The organism is Bradyrhizobium archetypum, assembly GCF_013114835.1.
In the GTDB taxonomy this organism is placed as follows: domain Bacteria; phylum Pseudomonadota; class Alphaproteobacteria; order Rhizobiales; family Xanthobacteraceae; genus Bradyrhizobium; species Bradyrhizobium archetypum.
Map to the genome: position 1 here is coordinate 370275 of NZ_JAAVLW010000004.1, position 17946 is coordinate 388220.

At 63.5% G+C, this 17946-nt stretch carries 15 protein-coding genes; 6 read left to right on the forward strand and 9 right to left on the reverse strand.

All coding sequences use genetic code 11. From position 1 onward, the window contains the following. The first annotated feature begins 16 nt into the window (after positions 1–16). Entirely contained in the window at positions 17–1687 is a 1671-nt protein-coding gene (gene recN, locus HCN50_RS14520; RefSeq protein WP_171710341.1) for a DNA repair protein RecN, read from the forward strand. A gap of 106 nt (positions 1688–1793) precedes the next feature. Here the strand turns inward: recN and HCN50_RS14525 are convergent, their stop codons facing one another. Further along, positions 1794–2081, reverse strand: a complete 288-nt coding sequence (locus tag HCN50_RS14525; protein ID WP_171710342.1) for a GIY-YIG nuclease family protein — start codon at positions 2079–2081, stop codon at positions 1794–1796. Between the two features lie 125 nt (positions 2082–2206). Here HCN50_RS14525 and ligA point away from each other — a divergent pair, with 125 nt between their 5' ends. Next, entirely contained in the window at positions 2207–4357 is a 2151-nt protein-coding gene (gene ligA / locus HCN50_RS14530; RefSeq protein WP_171710343.1) for an NAD-dependent DNA ligase LigA, read from the forward strand. Positions 4358–4392: 35 nt separating this feature from the next. On the opposite strand, the gene HCN50_RS14535 is transcribed toward ligA, so the two are convergent. The 6 genes from HCN50_RS14535 to HCN50_RS14560 all read right to left on the reverse strand — a co-directional run bounded on the left by HCN50_RS14535 (position 4393) and on the right by HCN50_RS14560 (position 11632). Continuing rightward, positions 4393–5034, reverse strand: coding sequence for a DUF4142 domain-containing protein (locus tag HCN50_RS14535; protein WP_171710344.1), 642 nt, complete (start codon positions 5032–5034; stop codon positions 4393–4395). A 50-nt stretch (positions 5035–5084) separates the two neighbouring features. Further along, positions 5085–6494, reverse strand: a complete 1410-nt coding sequence (locus tag HCN50_RS14540) for a cytochrome B6 (RefSeq protein ID WP_171710345.1) — start codon at positions 6492–6494, stop codon at positions 5085–5087. A 295-nt stretch (positions 6495–6789) separates the two neighbouring features. Further along, on the reverse strand, positions 6790–7299 hold the full coding sequence (locus HCN50_RS14545; RefSeq protein WP_171710346.1) for a ferritin-like domain-containing protein: 510 nt from the start codon (positions 7297–7299) through the stop codon (positions 6790–6792). Between the two features lie 270 nt (positions 7300–7569). Continuing rightward, the gene (locus HCN50_RS14550; protein WP_235976968.1) at positions 7570–8169 is read right to left on the reverse strand and encodes a WG repeat-containing protein; all 600 of its coding nucleotides are present in this window, start codon (positions 8167–8169) and stop codon (positions 7570–7572) included. Between the two features lie 101 nt (positions 8170–8270). Beyond that, positions 8271–9542, reverse strand: coding sequence for a multidrug effflux MFS transporter (locus HCN50_RS14555; protein WP_171710347.1), 1272 nt, complete (start codon positions 9540–9542; stop codon positions 8271–8273). Positions 9543–9796: 254 nt separating this feature from the next. Further along, a complete protein-coding gene (locus tag HCN50_RS14560; protein ID WP_171710348.1) occupies positions 9797–11632 on the reverse strand; it encodes an aminopeptidase P family protein in 1836 nt (611 codons plus the stop codon). A 192-nt stretch (positions 11633–11824) separates the two neighbouring features. Between HCN50_RS14560 and HCN50_RS14565 the strand changes: the two genes are divergently transcribed. After that, positions 11825–12013, forward strand: a complete 189-nt coding sequence (locus HCN50_RS14565) for a hypothetical protein (protein ID WP_171710349.1) — start codon at positions 11825–11827, stop codon at positions 12011–12013. A gap of 4 nt (positions 12014–12017) precedes the next feature. Here HCN50_RS14565 and HCN50_RS14570 read toward each other — a convergent pair whose 3' ends face one another. Further along, the gene (locus HCN50_RS14570) at positions 12018–12908 is read right to left on the reverse strand and encodes a 50S ribosomal protein L11 methyltransferase (RefSeq protein WP_171710350.1); all 891 of its coding nucleotides are present in this window, start codon (positions 12906–12908) and stop codon (positions 12018–12020) included. A gap of 204 nt (positions 12909–13112) precedes the next feature. Between HCN50_RS14570 and HCN50_RS14575 the strand changes: the two genes are divergently transcribed. Then, on the forward strand, positions 13113–13274 hold the full coding sequence (locus HCN50_RS14575) for a Flp family type IVb pilin (RefSeq protein WP_171710351.1): 162 nt from the start codon (positions 13113–13115) through the stop codon (positions 13272–13274). 360 nt (positions 13275–13634) lie between these two features. On the opposite strand, the gene HCN50_RS14580 is transcribed toward HCN50_RS14575, so the two are convergent. Further along, positions 13635–15245: a phytoene desaturase family protein gene (locus HCN50_RS14580; protein ID WP_171710352.1), complete on the reverse strand. Its 1611-nt coding sequence runs from the start codon at positions 15243–15245 to the stop codon at positions 13635–13637. 245 nt (positions 15246–15490) lie between these two features. On the opposite strand from HCN50_RS14580, the gene HCN50_RS14585 reads away from it, so the two are divergent. Together HCN50_RS14585 and HCN50_RS34255 are read left to right on the forward strand one after the other, a co-directional pair. After that, on the forward strand, positions 15491–17752 hold the full coding sequence (locus HCN50_RS14585) for a fused MFS/spermidine synthase (protein WP_171710353.1): 2262 nt from the start codon (positions 15491–15493) through the stop codon (positions 17750–17752). 63 nt (positions 17753–17815) lie between these two features. After that, complete coding sequence (locus HCN50_RS34255) at positions 17816–17941, forward strand: hypothetical protein (protein ID WP_283812080.1); 126 nt, start codon at positions 17816–17818, stop codon at positions 17939–17941. The last annotated feature ends 5 nt before the right edge of the window (positions 17942–17946 follow it).

A 17946-nucleotide genomic window follows, 5' to 3' on the forward strand; every position in this document is an offset into this window, starting at 1 on the left:
TAGGAATTTACTTCGCATGCTGGCGCGTCTGTCGATCCGCGACATCGTCCTGATCGAACGGCTCGATATCGAATTCTCCCGCGGCCTCGCGGTGCTGACCGGCGAAACCGGCGCGGGCAAATCCATCCTGCTCGATGCCTTCGCGCTGGCGCTCGGCGGCCGTGGCGATGCCGGCCTCGTCCGCCACGGCGCGGAGCAGGGCCAGGTGACCGCCACGTTCGACGTTCCCAAGGGCCACCCCGCGACAAAAATCCTCTCCGAGAACGGCCTCGACGATAGCGGCGAAATGATCCTGCGTCGCGTGCAGCTTGCCGACGGCCGCACCCGCGCCTTCATCAACGACCAGTCGATCAGCGTGCAAACGCTCAAAGCCGTCGGCGCGACGCTGGTAGAAATCCACGGCCAGCATGACGAGCGCGCACTGGTCGATGCCTCGACGCACCGCCAATTGCTCGATGCGTTTGCCGGGTTGGAGAAGGAAGTCGCGGCGCTGGAAGCGCTGTGGGAGGCGCGGCGCACCGCCAATCAGGCGCTCGACGAGCACCGCGCCAGCATGGAACGCGCCGCGCGCGAGGCGGACTATTTGCGTCACGCCGCCGACGAGCTCAAGGCGCTGAAGCCGAAGGACGGCGAGGAGACAGCGCTTGCCGAACGCCGCACCACCATGATGCAGGGCGAGAAGATCGCCAGCGACCTGCGCGAGGCGCAGGAGGCGGTCGGCGGCAACAACTCGCCGGTGCCGGCGCTGGCGGCCGCGGTGCGCCGCCTCGAACGCCGCGCCGCCAATTCACCCGCGCTGGTTGAGCCGGCGGTGAAGGCGATCGACATCGCGATCAACGCGCTGGAAGAGGCCGACCAGCATCTCAGCGCCGCCCTGGTCGCGGCCGATTTCGATCCCGCCGAGCTGGAGCGCATCGAGGAGCGTCTGTTTGCGCTTCGCGCCGCCTCGCGCAAATATTCGACGCCGGTCGACGGGCTGGCGGCGCTCGCCGCCAAATTTGCTTCCGACGTGGCGCTGATCGATGCCGGTGCGGAACAGTTGAAGAAGCTGGAAGCCGCTTCTGCCGAGGCCGACCAGCGCTACGGCGCGGCGGCGGCGAAGCTGTCCGCGGCCCGGGCCAAGTCCGCCGAGAAGCTCAACAAGGCGGTCAATGCCGAGCTCGCGCCGCTGAAGCTCGAGCGCGCAAAGTTCATGACGCAGATCGTAAGCGACCCGAACGCGCCGGGGCCGCAGGGCATCGACCGCGTCGAGTTCTGGGTGCAGACCAATCCCGGCACCAAGCCGGGACCGCTGATGAAGGTCGCCTCCGGCGGCGAACTGTCGCGTTTCCTGCTGGCGTTGAAGGTCGTGCTGGCCGACCGCGGTTCGGCGCCGACGCTGGTGTTCGACGAAATCGATACCGGCGTCGGCGGCGCGGTGGCGGACGCGATCGGATCGCGGCTTTCGCGGTTGGCGGGCCAGGTCCAGGTGATGGCCGTAACCCACGCGCCGCAGGTCGCCGCGCGCGCCGACCAGCATTTGCTGATTTCCAAGGACGCCCTCGACAAGGGCAAGCGCGTCGCCACCCGCGTCAACGCACTTGCCGCCGACCACCGCCGCGAGGAAATCGCCCGCATGCTGGCCGGCGCGGAGATAACGGCGGAGGCCAGGGCGGCGGCGGAACGGCTGTTAAGAGCGGCTTCCTAGCGGTCATTCCGGGGCGCGCGTAGCGCGAACTATGGGGCGCCCTTGCGCCCTGAGAATCTCGAGCTTCCGGGTTCGGTCCTAACGGACCGCCCCGGAATGACGAAACTCAGGTGCAGATCGACTCATACAAGTCATTCCACTGCGGATTGTCCTTCTCGATCAACTGGACCTTCCAGCTTCGCCTCCACTTCTTCAGCTCTTTCTCGCGGGAAATCGCCGAGATCGGGTCGTCGTAGATTTCGGACCAAACCAGCCGTGTGATATTGTATTTCGATGTGAAACCGGGCTCGGCCTTCGTTCGGTGTTCGTAGATCCGGCGCACAATGTCATTGGTCACGCCGACGTAGATTGCTCCATCTCTGCGGCTTGCGATGATATAGACGTAGTAGCTCATGATTGTCGCAGATTGCCTATTAACAACCAGTCATTCCGGGGCGATGCGCAGCATCGAACCTGGAATCTCGAGATTCCGGGTTCGCGCTTCGCGCGCCCCGGAATGACGGGGACTTAGTTTCCAGCATGATAGCAAAATCCAAGACAAAAACCCCCACCGATGTTGCCAAGCTCACCAAGGCGCAGGCCAAGGTCGAGCATATGCGGCTGGCACTGGAGCTTGAAGGCCACGATAAGCGCTATTACCAGGAAGATGCCCCGAGCATCAGCGATGCCGAGTACGACGCGCTGCGGGCGCGCTACAACGCCATCGAGAAGCGGTTTCCCGAGTTCGTCACCTCGGAATCGCCATCGCAGAAAGTCGGCGCCGCGCCGTCGGGGCGCTTCAGGAAGGTCCGGCATGCGGTGCCGATGCTGTCGCTCGACAACGCCTTTGCCGAACAGGACGTGCTCGACTTCGTCGGCCGCATCACGCGATTTCTGAAGCTGCCGGATGACAAGATCAACTTTTCCGCCGAGCCGAAGATCGACGGACTCTCGATGTCACTGCGATACGAGGGCGGCGAACTCGTCACCGCCGCCACCCGTGGTGATGGCACGGAAGGCGAGGATGTCACCGCGAACATTCGCACGCTCGAGGACGTGCCGCAGAAGCTGAAGGGCCGCAACGTGCCTGATATCTGCGAAGTGCGCGGCGAGGTCTACATGACCAAGAAGGCCTTCCTCGCACTGAACGAGCGCCAGAAGGCCGCGGGCGATACGATTTTTGCAAACCCGCGCAATTCAGCGGCCGGTTCACTGCGCCAGAAGGATCCATCCATCACGGCATCGCGGCCACTCGGATTCTTCGCCTATTCCTGGGGCCAGATGAGTGCGATGCCGGAAGCTACGCAAACCGGCATGATCCACTGGTTCGAGCGCTGCGGCTTCAAGACCAATCCGCTGACCAAGCTCTGTCACTCCGTCGAGCACTTGATTGCGTTCCATCACAAGATCGAGGAGCAGCGCGGCGAGCTCGACTACGACATCGACGGCGTCGTCTACAAGATCGACCGGATCGACTGGCAGGAGCGGCTCGGCTTCGTGTCGCGCACGCCGCGCTGGGCGATCGCGCACAAATTCCCGGCCGAACGCGCCATGACCGTGCTGCGCGATATCGAGATCCAGGTCGGCCGTACCGGCTCGTTCACCCCCGTCGGCAAGCTCGAGCCGGTCGGCGTCGGCGGCGTGATCGTGCAGAACGTCACGCTGCACAACGAGGACTACATCAAGGGCATCGGTAACAAGGGCGAGCAGTTGCGCGAGGGCCGCGACATCAGGATCGGCGACACCGTCGTGATCCAGCGCGCCGGCGACGTGATTCCGCAGGTCGTCGACGTCATCATCGACAAGCGGCCGAAAGGCGCGAAGGAGTTTCACTTCCCGAAGAAGTGCCCGTGCCCTCTGCACACCGACGTCGTGCGCGAGGAGACGGCAACCGGCGAGGAGGGCTCGCGCGCCCGCTGCACCGGCGAGTTCGCCTGTCCGTTCCAGAAGATCGAGCATCTCAAGCTGTTCGTGTCGCGCCGCGCCTTCGATATTGATGGGCTCGGCGAGAAGCAGTTGCAGTATTTCTTCGACCGCGAATGGGTGAGGGAGCCCGCCGATATCTTTACGCTGCCCAAGCGCAACGCCAGGCTGAAGCTCGAAGACATCGAAGGCTATGGCGAAACCTCGGTGCGCAACCTGTTTGCCGCGATCGAGAACCGCCGCCGCATTGCGCTGGAGCGATTCATCTATGCGCTCGGCATGCGCCATGTCGGCGAGACCACCGCGCTGGCGCTGGCGCGCGGCTATGGTTCGTGGGACGCCTTCCACGACGCCTGCCTCAAGGTCGCCAAGGGCGACGAGGATGCGATCGCGGAGATGGATGCACTCGACCAGATCGGCGATACCGTAATCAAGAGCGTCGCGGCCTATTTCGGCGAAAGCCACAACCGCGGCATCGTCGAGCGGCTGGTCAAGGAGCTCAACGAGATCATCGATGCCGAAAAGCCCAAGAGCAATTCGGCCGTCGCCGGCAAGACCGTAGTGTTCACCGGCTCGCTGGAAAAGATGACGCGCGACGAAGCCAAGGCGACCGCCGAGCGGCTCGGCGCCAAGGCCGCTGGCTCGGTGTCGAAGAAGACGGACTACGTCGTCGCCGGGCCGGGCGCCGGATCAAAGCTCGCGGAAGCCAAGAAACACGGCGTACCGGTGCTGACGGAGGATGAGTGGCTGAAGCTGATCGGGGCGTAGCTGGATCGTCGTCACCGCATATGGGTGACCAGCGATCACTGGCGGACACGGCGAGATCCATCGCCATGATCCATTCCCGTTGTAGCAGGCGCGAACTCGCGAGGTGTTTGACCCGCAGTCTGCGCCGCAAGGTCCTGGGCCATTCGCAGATGCTTCAGCACGATTGGCAGCGTCTCAGATGCGAAACGCTGAAGCTGCGCATCTTGGCCCGAGTTGATCTCCCACTGTAGCAGCTGCGCAGTCTTCTGGTGGTCCTGCACCTGGGCCGCCAGATAGGCGACATCAAAAGCCGCACCATTTAGCCCCTCAAGTCGGGCCTGTACGGCTTTGTGCTCGGGATCCGGCTCGTTCGGCAGAGGGATATCGGCCGATTTGGCGAGCGCTGCAAGCTTGTCGTTGGCTTTGCCATGGTCCTGGACCATCAGCTGTCCGAATTCCTTCACCGCGCGATTTTGTGCTTTTCGATCGGCAAGCCTTCCGAGCACGACCTCGGCCATGCCACCGCTGCCAACCTGCTGCGCGAACAGCTGGTCTTGCGTATTGGTCTGGTGCGGCGCAGGCACTCCGGGTGCGGCTTGGCGGGTACCGGGATCGGCCCCCGCCGGGTTGCCGATCTGCGCGAAAGCTGACGATACGAGCAGTATCGTCAATGTCGATCCCAAAGCCAGAAGCCGCATTGCTGTCTCCGTAGCGCCACCATCAAACTTCCCTGTCGCCCACACGTGCCTCATAGGGTCAGCATGTAGGCAACTAACGCTTCCTTTTCCTGCTGTGTGAGTTTCAGACCGAGTACCAGATTGAAGAACTCGACGGTATCCGCCAGTGTCATAAGCCGACCATCGTGGAGGTAAGGCGGCGAGTCCTTGATGCCTCGCAACGTAAATGTCTTGATTGGACCATCCGGCAATATCACGAAATCATTGCTCGTATTACCGATCTGATAAAAGCGCTCCAGCTTCAGATCGTGCATGCTATTGTCCATGAACGAAGTCTGCGAAACGTGACACTCGGCGCAGCGCGCCTTCCCGAAGAATACTTGTTCGCCGGCGAGTTCTTGTTCCGTTGCCTTCGTGCGATCGAGGCGTCCAAACGGGTCGAGCTTGGGCGCGGGCGGAAAATCGATAATATTCTGCATCTGAGCCATCATCGCGACTTGGTTGGTGCGATCTGGCAGGTGCACGCCTTTTCGTGTCGCGCTGACATGGTCACCATTGAAATAAGCTGTCCGCTGCTCGAACTCGGTGAAGTCCTCGACGGATCTCAGCGAGCGCTTGGAGCCGTGGACTTGCTGGTTGAACACTCCACGAAGACTGGTGGTATCCAGCCGAAATCGGGCCGCCTGCGGACGAACGTCGGGGGTGAGATGAAAGGCTGCGTTCGTATGGAAGTTGGCATGGCAATCGAGACAGCTGATCCCGGTGCTCTGCTCTGCCACTTTTCGATCTTCGGTTTGGTTGAATTCTTCCTGGGGAAATGGCGTGAGTAGGAGGCGCAAGCCTTCCATTTGGACCGGAGTGATGATCCCGTTCATAAACTCGTAAAAATTCTTGATCGTCAGCAATTGGCCGCGCGAGACATCGCCGAGGTGCGGCTGGGTTGTGAGGAAGACCGGTGGCGGAAATTCGGGCGTCAGATGATCGGGAAGATCGAAGTTGACATCGAAGCGCCGCAGATCACGCGCCTCTTGTCTGCGGATTTCGTCTATGTGTCGATCGGGAATGACCTGGCCGCCGGTTGCCTGCTTTACGTGGGGAAGCGGCAAAAAGCCCTCCGGCATAAGTCCCCTTTGACGAATCTCGTCCGGGCTCATTTCCGCGAGGCTCTCCCAGGTAACCCCCGCCGGCAGCTTGACCCGGACGCCACCCTGTACTGCCTTGCGCGCGGCCGACATCATGACGCCTGCAATCGGACGGTCCGACATGTCGTAGCGGCGGTTGAGCAAGTCAGCTTGGCGCAGCATGACCCGCGGCTTCTGCGCCTCATCATCCGCTTTCACAGCAGAAAACGGACGCGTCGGAAGCGGTCGGTAGGTTGCGTCTGGTGGCAGAGGGTCCGAGGCGGCGATCAGAGTGAACAGTGTGGCTGGAATCAGGAACGCCGCCGCGAACAGCACATTTCGTTTGAGGGGCTTTGACATCAGCTTCTCGGGGTGTTCGGTCGCACCGAAAGGTGCACATCACTGCTCCCACAACACGGGTCGGCGCTTGACGTTCCTAACCAGTGCTGGCGAGATCTGTTCACGACGGCACACCCGATCATGCCCGGCCGACCTCGCTCACTGAATGATGTTTCCAGGCGCGCCTGCCCGCTGCGGCTCCAGACGGTGGGCTGGTTTCAGCGGGCCGCCGAAATCCGATCCCTCGTACGGCTCGACGCAGAAATTCCACTGACCCCGCGCCTGCGGAGCCGGTCGAGCTGTCTTGCGGCACCTGTCAGCTCGTAGCGCGGGCGCCGGGTGTTTGTTCTCGGGCCAAGTATTGCTGAGTCAGAACTGGAAGATTCTGCTCCAGCCAGCTTGCCATCGCCTCCTCTTCCCGCAAAATCTGTTCGCAGGTCTGGGCCGTCTCCTCATCGCCCACCTGCCTCGCGGTATCGACCAGGATACGGTAGGACGCAATTTCCATCGCTTCGAAAGCGGAGCACGCGATGGAACCCTTCATGACCTCGTCGCCCACAAACAGGCCGCTCATCGCCTGGCCGAGCCCGAGCATCTTGCCGCCGGCATCTTTGATTGTGGACGTGTCCTCCCCCCTCCGCTCGATGCACTTGCGAACGCGTTCAGCCTGCCGCTGCGTCTCGCCTATGTGCTGCTCGATCCGCGCCTTCAGCTCCGGATAATTCTCGATCCGCCGGGCCATGCCGCTCAACATGGTCTCGGCCTGTACCTCTGCTGCGTGTGCGTCGCGCAACCACTCCATCAGTCGTTCTTCGGCACTTGCCATATCGTCTCTCCTTCCGGATAGGGCCGATCATTCGATGCCCTGTATGCGTTGCAGGCTATGGTCTTCAGCCAGGCAACTGAGAAGTGCGCGACCGGCGCTGCCGGCCCGGCGCTCGCGCAACCAAGGCGGAGAACCGACGAATGTTCCTATTGATCGCCGTGACGTGGGACGCCTCAAAACACCGGGTTCCACCTATACGGTTCCGCCGAAGCCACAATCTTCGCATCCTGTCGACGTCCTCGCCCTTCCGGTGAGCTATCGATGCGGCCGTCAGTTGAATTCGAGGCGCTGACCTTTCTGCCAAGGCCGGAAGGGCGAAACCACACGTCCCTTGCGGTCAATGCGTCCCCATTGCCCGCCCTCGTACCAGCTATGCTCGCTGTGCTCACTTTCAGAGACAAGAGTGCAAGCCGTGCAGACAACGGCAACTCCGTCCTCGAATGGGTAGGCTCCGTCGTACGTCGCCGGAATCACGAGGTTGAGTTTGCGATCGATGTATCCAATCTTGCCTCCGACCCGCGAGCGCGCGAGACCATCGTTGAAATAGTCCGGGCCGTTGTCCATTGATTCAACAGGCACCGGGGCGAGGCCGCGTCGAACATAGAACCATTGGCTTTGCTTTGTGTCGGTCCGATGTATTAACAAGACGGAAGCCAGCCCATCAGAGTCATACCGAAGTCGAGCCAAATAGGATCGCTTCAGGCGCGGCCGCCCGTCGGGGCCCTTCGCCGCGCATTGCTTGAAAATGCGCTCCGGCTCCCAACAATCGAACTCCGCCGGTGTAACGGAGGTCTGATCAATCGCCATGACCGGCTTGGACGAAAGTACAAGCAGGCCGGCGAGCGCAGCGATCTTGAGAAATTCAGGCATGATGTACGCTCGGCAGGCCATATCCGGCCGTGAACGCGAGCATGCCAGTCCATTACGGCATAAGAAAGTGACCTGCAGCAGAGCGCTGCTGCTTGAAGTTCCTACAGCATCCCCGATTCTTCCTCCTCCGCCTTCTTCATCAGTTCCTCGCTGACCGTTCGCCGCGGCACGATGAAGAACATGGTCGACGCACAGGCGATCGACAGCGCGAAGATCGCCGCGGTCAGCGGCAGCGTGGTGGTGGAGTGGCCGCCGAGATAGGCGCCGAATTGCGAGACCAGCGCGCCGATGCCCTGCTGCAGGAAGCCCATCGCGCCCGAAGCGGTGCCGGCGGCCTCGGGGCGGACGCTGATGGCGCCGGCCGCGGCGTTGTTCATCACGAAGGCGTTGGCGACCATCACGATCATCTGGGTACCGAACAGCCAAAGCGGCGCCTGGTTGGTCCCGGTGATGCTGAAGATCAGGTTCAACAGGGCGCCGGCGAATTGCAGCGCCAGGCCGAACCAGATCAGCCGCTCCAGCGATTGGCGCGGCGCGAAGCGGACGCAGCACACATTGCCGATCAGGTATGCAAAGCCTGTCGTCGCGAACCATGCACCATATTCGGCCGTGGTGCGGCCCATCTGCGTCACCACGATGTAGGGGCCGCCGCCGGCGAACATGAAAATGATCTGCGACGCCAGCACCTGGCACAGCATGTAGCCGATGAAGGCGCGGTTCCTGATCAGGCTGCCGACGTCGTGGCGAAAGCTGCTGCTCGCGCTGCGTTTGCGGCGCGTCTCGGGCAGCGCAAGGGCGATCAGCACCGCGACGCTGAGCGAGGCCGCAGTGATGAAATAGAAGATCGCGCGCCAGCCGAATGCGGTCTCCAGGAGGCCGCCGACCAGGGCGCTGAGCATCTGCGCCATCATCATGACGGCGATCACGAGGCTGAGCATGGAGCTGATGCGGTCGCGGCTGTAGAGGTCGCGGATGATGGCGCGGCTCACCACCATGCCGGTCGCGCCGCCCAACGCCTGCAGGAAGCGCGCGGCGATCAACTGCGGCAGCGTTTGCGCCAGCGAGCATCCGACGCTCGCCGCCACCATCAGGGCAAGGCCTGCGAGCAGCACCGGGCGGCGGCCGAACTTGTCCGACAATGGCCCCATGATGAGCTGCGAACAGGCGATGCCGACCATGTAGAGCGACACCGTCATCTGCGCGACGGAGATGTCGCCGCCGAACGTCGTCGCCAGCACGGGAAGCGCCGGCACCAGCATGTAAAGCGAGATCGGCGCCACGCCGGTCATCGCAACCAGCATCAGCAGCATGATCTTCGAGATCGCGGCAGCATTCGCCGCCGCGTCGGGCGGCTTGCCCACGACGCCGTGCATTCAGTTCAGATCCTGTTTTGCTTGGATCGAACTTTTAACCAGATGGCCTAGCGCGAACAGGGGACGTTTTGGCATGCGGCCATGCTGAATTGGGGAGGCGGGCACGAGGCTGCACCGCCGGATTCTACTTTGCATGGGGTTGTTTTCGCGATTTGTGTCCGGAGCCCGCGCCGCGTCGCTTTAGTGGACGGCCACGACGTACCGGGTCCCCCGCTTTCGCGGGGGACGACGACAACGCATGAGGGCAACAATGATCAAACCGGCAGCAGCGCTGCCGTCGCCTCGTCCAGCCACAGTTTCGTGGCGCTGTCGTCGAGGTGCGGGCGCACCGCGCGGTTGACGCGCTCATGATAGTCGTTGAGCCACTTCAGCTCGGCTGCGCTCAGCATGCCCACGGCGATCAGGCGGCGGTCGATCGGCGCCAGGGTCAGCGTCTCGAACGCATTCACCGGCTTCTCGGCGCCGGCGATGTCGGTGCCGACGACCAGTTCGAGGTTCTCGATCCGGATGCCGTAGGCGTCGGCCTTGTAGTAGCCGGGCTCGTTGGACAGGATCATGCCGCGCTTCAGCGGCGTGGTGCCGAGTTTCGAAATCCGCGCCGGGCCTTCGTGCACAGAAAGGTAGCTGCCGACGCCGTGACCGGTGCCGTGCTCGAAATCGAGGCCGGCCTGCCAGAGGAATTGCCGCGCAAAGCTGTCGAGCTGTGCGCCGGTGGTGCCGTCAGGAAAGATCGCGCGCGCGATCGCGATGTGCCCGCGCAGCACGCGGGTGAAGCGGTCACGCATTTCGTCGGTGGGGTTGCCGATCGCGATCGTGCGGGTGACGTCGGTGGTGCCGTCTTCGTACTGCGCGCCGGAATCGATCAGCAGGAGATCGCCGGGCGAAATCCGCCGGTTACTCTTGCGGGTGACGCGGTAATGCACGATGGCGCCGTTCGGTCCGGTGCCGGCGATCGTGGGAAACGACACATCCTTCAGTGCGCAGGTCTGCCGTCGAAAGGTTTCCAGCGCCTCGACGGTGTCGATCTCGGTGAGCGCCCCGGAGGGTGCCTCGCGGTCGATCCAGGCTAGGAAGCGCGTCAGCGCCACCGCGTCGCGCTGGTGCGCGGTACGCGTGCCCTCGATCTCGGTGATGTTCTTCACTGCCTTCAAAAGGCTCACCGGATCGTTGCCGCGCACCGGTTTTCCGCCGGCGCCGGCGATCAGGCGGCTCAGCGCGTCCGCTGCGGTGGCGCTGTCGAGCGCGATCGCCGCGCCGCCGCGGGCGAGCTCGGTCAGATCTGACACCAGCGCCTCGGGCTCGCGGACATCGGCGGATTGTTCGAGATGGTCGCGCGTCAGGTTGGACAGTTTGCGGTGGTCGATGAAGATGAGGGGGCGGCCGTCCTTGGGCACCAGCGCGTAGGACAAAGGCAGCGGCGTGTGCGAGACGTCGGCGCCGCGGATGTTGAAGGTCCAGGCCACCGCGTGGCTGTCCGACAGCACCAGCGCATCGACGCCGAGCTTGTTGATCTCCAGCCGGATGCGCTTGAGTTTCTCGGCCTCTATCTCGCCGGAAAACTGCACCCCGTGGGTGACGACGCGGCCGAGCGGCGGGGCCGGGCGCTCGGTCCAGATTGAATCCAGCGGGTTGGATTCGACCGCAATCAGCTCCGCGCCTGCCTTGGTGCAGGCGGCGGCCAGACGCTCGGCTGCCGCCGAAGTATGCAGCCACGGATCAAAACCGAGGCGGTCGCCGGCCACGAGATGCTTGGTCAGCCAGTGCTCCGGCGGCGGATCGGCCAGCGGCTCGATATGCCAGGCCTTGCGGTCGACCTGCTTGGCGGCCTGCAGCGTATAGCGGCCATCGACGAAAACGGCGGCCTCGCGCCTCAGCACGATCGCCACGCCGGCCGAACCGGTGAAGCCGGTCAGCCACGCCAGCCGCTCTTCGGAGGCCGGGACATATTCGTTTTGCTGCTGATCGGCCCGCGGAATCACAAAGCCGGTCAGCTTCCGCCGGGCCAGTTCCTCGCGGAAGCGGGCCAGTCGCGCGGTCAGCGCCACGCCACCTTCGGGCTCTTCGAATGTCTGGAAATGGGCTTCGAACATCGCCTGGTCACTTTAGGGTTGGGCGGAGCGGTCCGCAATGCGGAGCTATCGGCCACAATTTGGCATAATCTGTGCTCCAATATGTCCATCCGCGCTAGTCGGACGGAGCAATTTGCGGCGTAGCCGTTCAGCTCAAAAAGTACCGGGAGAAGCTCTAGGGAGTGTTTCAACTCAACGACGAGGGGATTCACCATGCCTGCTTTCACGTTTGAGAAGATTTCGCCGCCGGCCAAGCGCGGCCCGGTCCCGCCGGTCGCCAACAAGAAGCAGCGCGGTGTCATCGTCCAGATCCTCGACCGGTTCGCGGAAGCGCGCGTCAAGCGGTCGCTGAAGCGAGAGAAGGGCGTCATCGCCCGCAACCGCCACAGACCAGCCGATTAGCATTTCAGTTCACTTTGCGCAGCAGGAGGCTGCTCCAGCCTTCGATGCGCAGATGCCGGACCGGCACCAGCCCGCGGGCGCGATAGGCGGCGATGACGGCGGGCGCCTGATGCGTCAACAGCCCCGAGAGAATGACCAGCGCCGACGGCGCCAGATGCCGCGCCATCGGCCGTGCCAACTGCCGCAATGGGTTGGCGAGAATATTCGCCAGCACCAGATCGAACGGCGCGGCTTGAGCGAATTGCGGCGCCGCGAATCCGGTGGCGCGGACCGCCCGGACCAGATGCCGCGATACGTTCAGCCTGGCATTGTCGCGGGCGACCTGCACCGAGGGCGGATCGATATCGCTCGCCAATATCCTTTCATGCAGCGCCTTGGCCGCCGCAATCGCCAGCACGCCGGTGCCGGTGCCGAGATCGAGCACGCGGCGCGGGCGCCAGGCCTTCAGGACGTGATCGAGCAGCAGCAGGCAGCCGCGCGTGGTGCCGTGATGGCCGGTGCCGAAGGCCAGCGCCGCCTCGATCTCGATGCCTAGCTTGTTGGCCGGGATCCGCTCGCGGTCATGCTGGCCGTGGACCACGAAGCGCCCGGCCGGCACGGGAACAAGGTCCTGGAGGCTGGCCTTGACCCAGTCCTTGGCCTCGATCGTATCGAAGGCGATGCCCGCGGCGATATCAGCGCCGGCGGCATTGGCCACCAGTTCACGCACCAGCGGTAGATCGGGGGCTTCCGCAAAATGCACCGTGACATCCCACCCGCCGTCGGGCCGTTCGAACGCGGCGACCGCGGCCTGGCCTTCAAAAAAAATCTCGGTCAGCACATCGACAACGCCTTTGGCTGTGTGCTCGTCGCCGATGGCAAAGCTGACGCGGTACGTGGGGGCGGTGGAAGTCATTGAGCGACCTGGAGAAAAGCAGGAGGACCTAGCTGCAGCAAAGCGGCGTTTCGTTCAAATTTGAGCAAATTTCATCTCGCAATATCCGGAAAAGTTGGGCTCCAGCCGTTAGCACAACCTTAGATTCGGATTCGTAGGTTCCCGGATAGGAGCCGCAGGGGAACCCTGGGTTCCAGAATCCACAAACCCAGGTCGGAACCAGCCATGTCTATCATTAAGTCATTCTTCAAGGACGAATCCGGAGCCACGGCCATCGAGTATGGCCTGATCGCTGCGGGCATCGCGATCGCAATCATCACCGCCGTGAACGGTGTCGGTAGCCAGCTCAGCACCAACTTTAACACCATCAGCAGCTCGCTGAAGTAATTGCCCGCTTCGGGGGCATTTCGGGACCGGGCGCGCCAAACGCTCGGTCCCTGTCGTTTTGGGCCAGAGCTGATGCGGTGAAATATCCACCGGCCATCCCCAGCCCGGGAGAGCATTGCTGATCCGGTTATGCGCCGGGAGATACCGGCTTTTTCCACAATCGCTGCACCGTGTTTTCGACAATTAATCCACAGCCTTTTCCCGCCATTATCCACCGGTTTTGCACATGACCTGCATCCGATCCGCATTCGCGTGTCGAAGCTGGGCGATGGGAACTTGGTCAAAGTCCCGTTCAAGCCATCTCGCTTTCCGCTCGAAGCCAGCGCCCTTTGATTTGAGAGCTTGATCGACGGGCGTGCCTTATCGGCCTTGTCCGAACAGCGCGCGATGATCGCCCAGGATCACGCGCGCCGCGTTGTGGCCGGGAGCGCCGGTGACGCCGCCGCCGGGATGTGCGCCCGAGCCGCAGTGATAGAGGCCTTTCAGCGGCCCGCGGTAGTCGGCATGGCCCAGCATCGGCCGCGCTGAAAACAATTGGTTGAGCGTTAGCGCCCCGTGAAAAATGTCGCCGCCGAGCAGGCCGAACTGCCGCTCGAGATCGAGCGGCGACAGCACCTGGCGGCCGATCACGCTCGCTGCGAAGCCGGGTGCGAATTTATCCACCGTCGCGACCATGAGATCGGCGACCTCCTCGCGATGGTCGTCCCACGACTTTCCTTCTGGCAATTCCGGCGCAACGTGCTGGCAGAACAGGCTCGCGACATGCTGCCCCTCGGGAGCAAGGGAATCGTCGAGCGTGGAGGGGATCAGCACTTCCACCACCGGCTCGCGGCTCCAGCCATGGCTGCGCGCATCCTGCCAGGCGCGGTCCATGTAGGTGAGGCTTGGCGCAAGGATGATGCCGGCGGTGAGATGATCGCCGGCGCCGGGCAGTGCGGTGAAGGAAGGCAGCGCGCTGAGCGCGACATTCATGCGAAAAGTGCCGGAGCCGTTGCGCCAGCGCCCGATGCGCGCGAGGAATTCCGGCGCCAGCGCGCCCGACGGCACCAGCCGCGTATAGAGCAGTTTCGGATTGACGCCCGAGACGACGTATTTCGCGCGGATGGTCTCGCCATTGTCGAGGATGACGCCCGTAGCGCGATCGCCCTCGACGGTCACCTCGCGCACGCCGGCTTCCGTTTCGATCTCGGCGCCATGCCCGCGCGCCGCACGCGCCATGGCTTGCGTGATCGCGCCCATGCCGCCGATCGCGTGGCCCCACACGCCCTTCTTGCCGTTCACCTCGCCGAAGGCATGGTGCAGCATCACATAGGCGGAGCCGGCAGCGTAGGGGCTGGCGTAATTGCCGACGATGGCATCGAAGCCGAACAGCGCCTTCACCAGATCACTCTCGAAGCGCTCGTCCAGCATCTCGCCGGCCGAGCGCGTGAACAGGTCGAGCAGGCTGCGTTGCTGCTCCAGTGAGAGCTTGCGCAGGATGCTCGCACTGCCCAGCGCATTGAAGGCTTCACGGATCGCGCCGATGCCAAATCCCTCGACGATGTTCGGCGGCGCGCGCAGCACGAATTGCCGCAGCACGTCGGCGATGGCTTCCAATTCGCGCGAGAACGTATCGATCGCGCCGGCATCGCGCCGGCTTAGTTTCTCGACCGACGGCCGGGTGCGGCCCTCGCCGGTCAGCAGATAGCTGCCGTCGGGGGCGGGCAGGAAGTTCTGCGCGCGGCGCTCGACGATGCGCAGGCCGTGTTCGGCAAGCCTCAGGTCGGCGATGATCTGCGGGTTGAGCAGGCTGACGGTATAGGCGGCCACTGAGTTGCGGAAACCGGGATGAAATTCCTCGGTCACCGCGGCGCCGCCGACCGCCTTGCGGCGCTCGACTAACTTGACCCGCAAGCCGGCCATCGCGAGATAGGCCGCGCAGGTGAGCCCGTTATGCCCCGCACCGATGATAACGATTTCGGTTTCGTTCATGTCCGCTTCAAGAAGGTTTGATTAGAGGGGATTCGTCATTCCGGGATGGTCAGAAGGACCAGACCCGGAATCTCGAGATTCTCGGGTATGCATTTGCATACCCTGGTTCGATGCTTCGCATCGCCCCAGAATGACCTTCCTTATCCCGCATTGCCCGTCATGTCGCCATATGTTCCAATTCGCCTTTCCGGCATAAATCTGCCGGAATCCCGCCGGCCCCTCGACGGGTCCAAGCCGGAGCTTTCATGACTTCTGAGCCGTCTGCCTCGCGAAACCGGCTGGTGCTGGTCGTCTACACCGCCGCGATTTTCGTCAGCGCGCTGCTACTGTTCTCGGTGCAACCATTGTTCACAAAAATGGTGCTGCCGCGGCTTGGCGGCTCGCCGGCCGTCTGGTCGGTGGCGATGGTGTTCTTCCAGTCGCTATTGCTCGGCGGCTACGCCTATGCGCATTTTCTGATGCAGGCCCGCAACCGCACGATTCCCGTGGCGGTTCACCTCGTGCTGCTAGCGGCTGCGATGCTGACGCTGCCGCTGTCGATTGCGAGCGGGTGGGGCGATCCGCCGACATCGGGCTATGCGCTCTGGCTGCTCGGCCTGTTCGCGGTGTCGATCGGCTTGCCGTTCTTCGCGCTCGCCGCCAACAATCCGCTGCTGCAGGCCTGGTTCGTCCGTACCGGCCACCCGAACGGGCCCGATCCATACTTCCTCTACGCTTCCTCGAATGTCGGCAGCTTCCTGGCGCTGTTGTCCTATCCGGTTTTGCTGGAGCCGATGTTCACGCTGCGCATGCAGAACCTGATCTGGACCGGCGTCTATGGCCTGCTGGTCGTGCTGATCGCGACCTGCGGCGTGTTGCTGTTGCGCTCGCCGGCGAAGGCGGCGCAGTTGAACATGTCGGCCGCCGACAGCGACGCGCCGGCGCCGTCCTGGCTGCTGCGCGCCCGCTGGATATTCCTCGCCGCCGTGCCGTCGGGGCTGTTGATCGCGGTGACCGCGCATATTTCCACCGACGTCGCCGCGGCGCCCTTGCTCTGGGTGCTGCCGCTGTCGCTCTATCTCTTGACCTGGGTGCTGGTGTTCCAGTCGCGCCCGCTGTTGCCGCATAAATGGATGCTGCTGGTGCAACCGCTGGCGATCGCCGGCGTCGTGGTGCTGCTCGCGGTCGGTGGCGAGCAGAATCTGCTGCTGACGCTCGGCGGCCATCAGCTCTGCTTTTTCGTGATCGCGATGGCCTGCCACGGCGAACTGGCGCGGACGCGTCCGGCAGCGAAATATCTCACCGGCTTCTATGTCGCGCTGTCATTCGGCGGCATGGTCGGCGGATTGTTCGCCGGCCTGATCGCGCCGTTCACCTTCTCATGGGTCGCCGAATATCCGATCCTGCTGGCGCTCGCGGCGTTGTGCCGCCCGGCCGGCGGCGAACGACTGCCGCGCTGGAGCCAATGGTACTGGCCATTCCTCGCCGCGCTGGCGCTGGCGTTGATCGCGCCGGCCTGGTCGACGGGCAAGACGTTCAACTGGCTCGACACCAACAGGGTCTGGGTGATCGGCGGGGTTGGCGGGCTCTCCGCGCTTTTGGCGCTGGCGCTCAACGCCAGCCGCTGGAAGATCTTTGCAACCGTGGTGGTGGCACTGGTGCTGCTGCGCGCCTACCCGTCCGACGATGGACGGGTGGAGACCGTGCGCAGCTTTTTCGGCGTCCACAAGATCCTGGTGACGTCAAACGGCCAGTATCACGTGCTGATGCACGGCACCACGATCCACGGCGCCGAGAAGTTCAAGAACGACGACGGCACGCCGGTCACCGGCCAGCCGGAGCCGATCACCTACTACCACAAGGACGGCGGCATCGGTCAGGCCATCACTGCGATCCGCGAGCGCAAGGGCGCGCCGCTGCGGGTCGCCGTCATCGGCCTTGGCTCCGGCACGCTGGCCTGCGCCGCGGAGCCCGGCGAGGAATGGAAGTTCTTCGAGATCGATCAGACCATGGTCGATACGGCGCGCGATCCGAAATATTTCACCTACATCCAGGTCTGCGAGCCGAACCTGGAGCCGGTGATCGGCGATGCGCGGCTGACCTTCGCGCGCGAGCCCGACGGCGTCTACGATCTGATCATCGTCGATGCCTATTCGTCGGATGCGATTCCGATTCATCTGGCGACCGAAGAGGCGATGGAGATCTACAAGTCCAAGCTGGCGCCGCAGGGCGCGGTCGTGATGCACGTCTCCAACCGGCACCTGGAACTGTCGAGTGTCGTTGTCGGCATCGCCGACGCCAATGATCTGAAGAGCTGGGTCTATAGCGAGGATTCCGGCCGCGACAATGAATACATCTTCTCGACCTCGGTCGTGGTTTCGGCGCGCGAAGAGACCGATGTCGGCAAGCTGGCGTCGTCGGACCAGTGGGCCCTGACGGAAGCCGCAGACAACCAGCGGGTCTGGACCGACGATTACTCCAACGTGCTGGGCGCCGTCTGGCGGCGGCTTAGAAAAGGCGAGGAATAGGCGAGTTGCAGCCGGGCGAAGCGCGCCTATGATGGAGTGTGCTGCAATGACCGGAGATCCGTCATGGCCAATTTCACTCCCGTATCGGCCGCGATCGGTGGCGTGCTGATCGGGCTTTCCGCCGTTCTCCTGATGTCGCAGCTGACCGCGCAACGCGAGCGCCTGCTGGCGAGCGCGACGGACGGCTGAAATCT

Bases quoted from the DNA above. Each gene is read 5' to 3' on its own strand.
- HCN50_RS14585 (WP_171710353.1), top strand. From the start codon at position 15,491: ATGACTTCTGAGCCGTCTGCCTCGCGAAACCGGCTGGTGCTGGTCGTC.
- HCN50_RS14570 (WP_171710350.1), bottom strand. From the start codon at position 12,908: ATGACTTCCACCGCCCCCACGTACCGCGTCAGCTTTGCCATCGGCGAC.
- HCN50_RS14580 (WP_171710352.1), bottom strand. From the start codon at position 15,245: ATGAACGAAACCGAAATCGTTATCATCGGTGCGGGGCATAACGGGCTC.
- HCN50_RS14525 (WP_171710342.1), bottom strand. From the start codon at position 2,081: ATGAGCTACTACGTCTATATCATCGCAAGCCGCAGAGATGGAGCAATC.
- HCN50_RS14550 (WP_235976968.1), bottom strand. From the start codon at position 8,169: ATGCCTGAATTTCTCAAGATCGCTGCGCTCGCCGGCCTGCTTGTACTT.
- HCN50_RS14535 (WP_171710344.1), bottom strand. From the start codon at position 5,034: ATGCGGCTTCTGGCTTTGGGATCGACATTGACGATACTGCTCGTATCG.
- recN (WP_171710341.1), top strand. From the start codon at position 17: ATGCTGGCGCGTCTGTCGATCCGCGACATCGTCCTGATCGAACGGCTC.
- HCN50_RS14575 (WP_171710351.1), top strand. From the start codon at position 13,113: ATGTCTATCATTAAGTCATTCTTCAAGGACGAATCCGGAGCCACGGCC.
- ligA (WP_171710343.1), top strand. From the start codon at position 2,207: ATGATAGCAAAATCCAAGACAAAAACCCCCACCGATGTTGCCAAGCTC.
- HCN50_RS14560 (WP_171710348.1), bottom strand. From the start codon at position 11,632: ATGTTCGAAGCCCATTTCCAGACATTCGAAGAGCCCGAAGGTGGCGTG.
- HCN50_RS14545 (WP_171710346.1), bottom strand. From the start codon at position 7,299: ATGGCAAGTGCCGAAGAACGACTGATGGAGTGGTTGCGCGACGCACAC.
- HCN50_RS34255 (WP_283812080.1), top strand. From the start codon at position 17,816: ATGGCCAATTTCACTCCCGTATCGGCCGCGATCGGTGGCGTGCTGATC.
- HCN50_RS14555 (WP_171710347.1), bottom strand. From the start codon at position 9,542: ATGCACGGCGTCGTGGGCAAGCCGCCCGACGCGGCGGCGAATGCTGCC.
- HCN50_RS14540 (WP_171710345.1), bottom strand. From the start codon at position 6,494: ATGTCAAAGCCCCTCAAACGAAATGTGCTGTTCGCGGCGGCGTTCCTG.
- HCN50_RS14565 (WP_171710349.1), top strand. From the start codon at position 11,825: ATGCCTGCTTTCACGTTTGAGAAGATTTCGCCGCCGGCCAAGCGCGGC.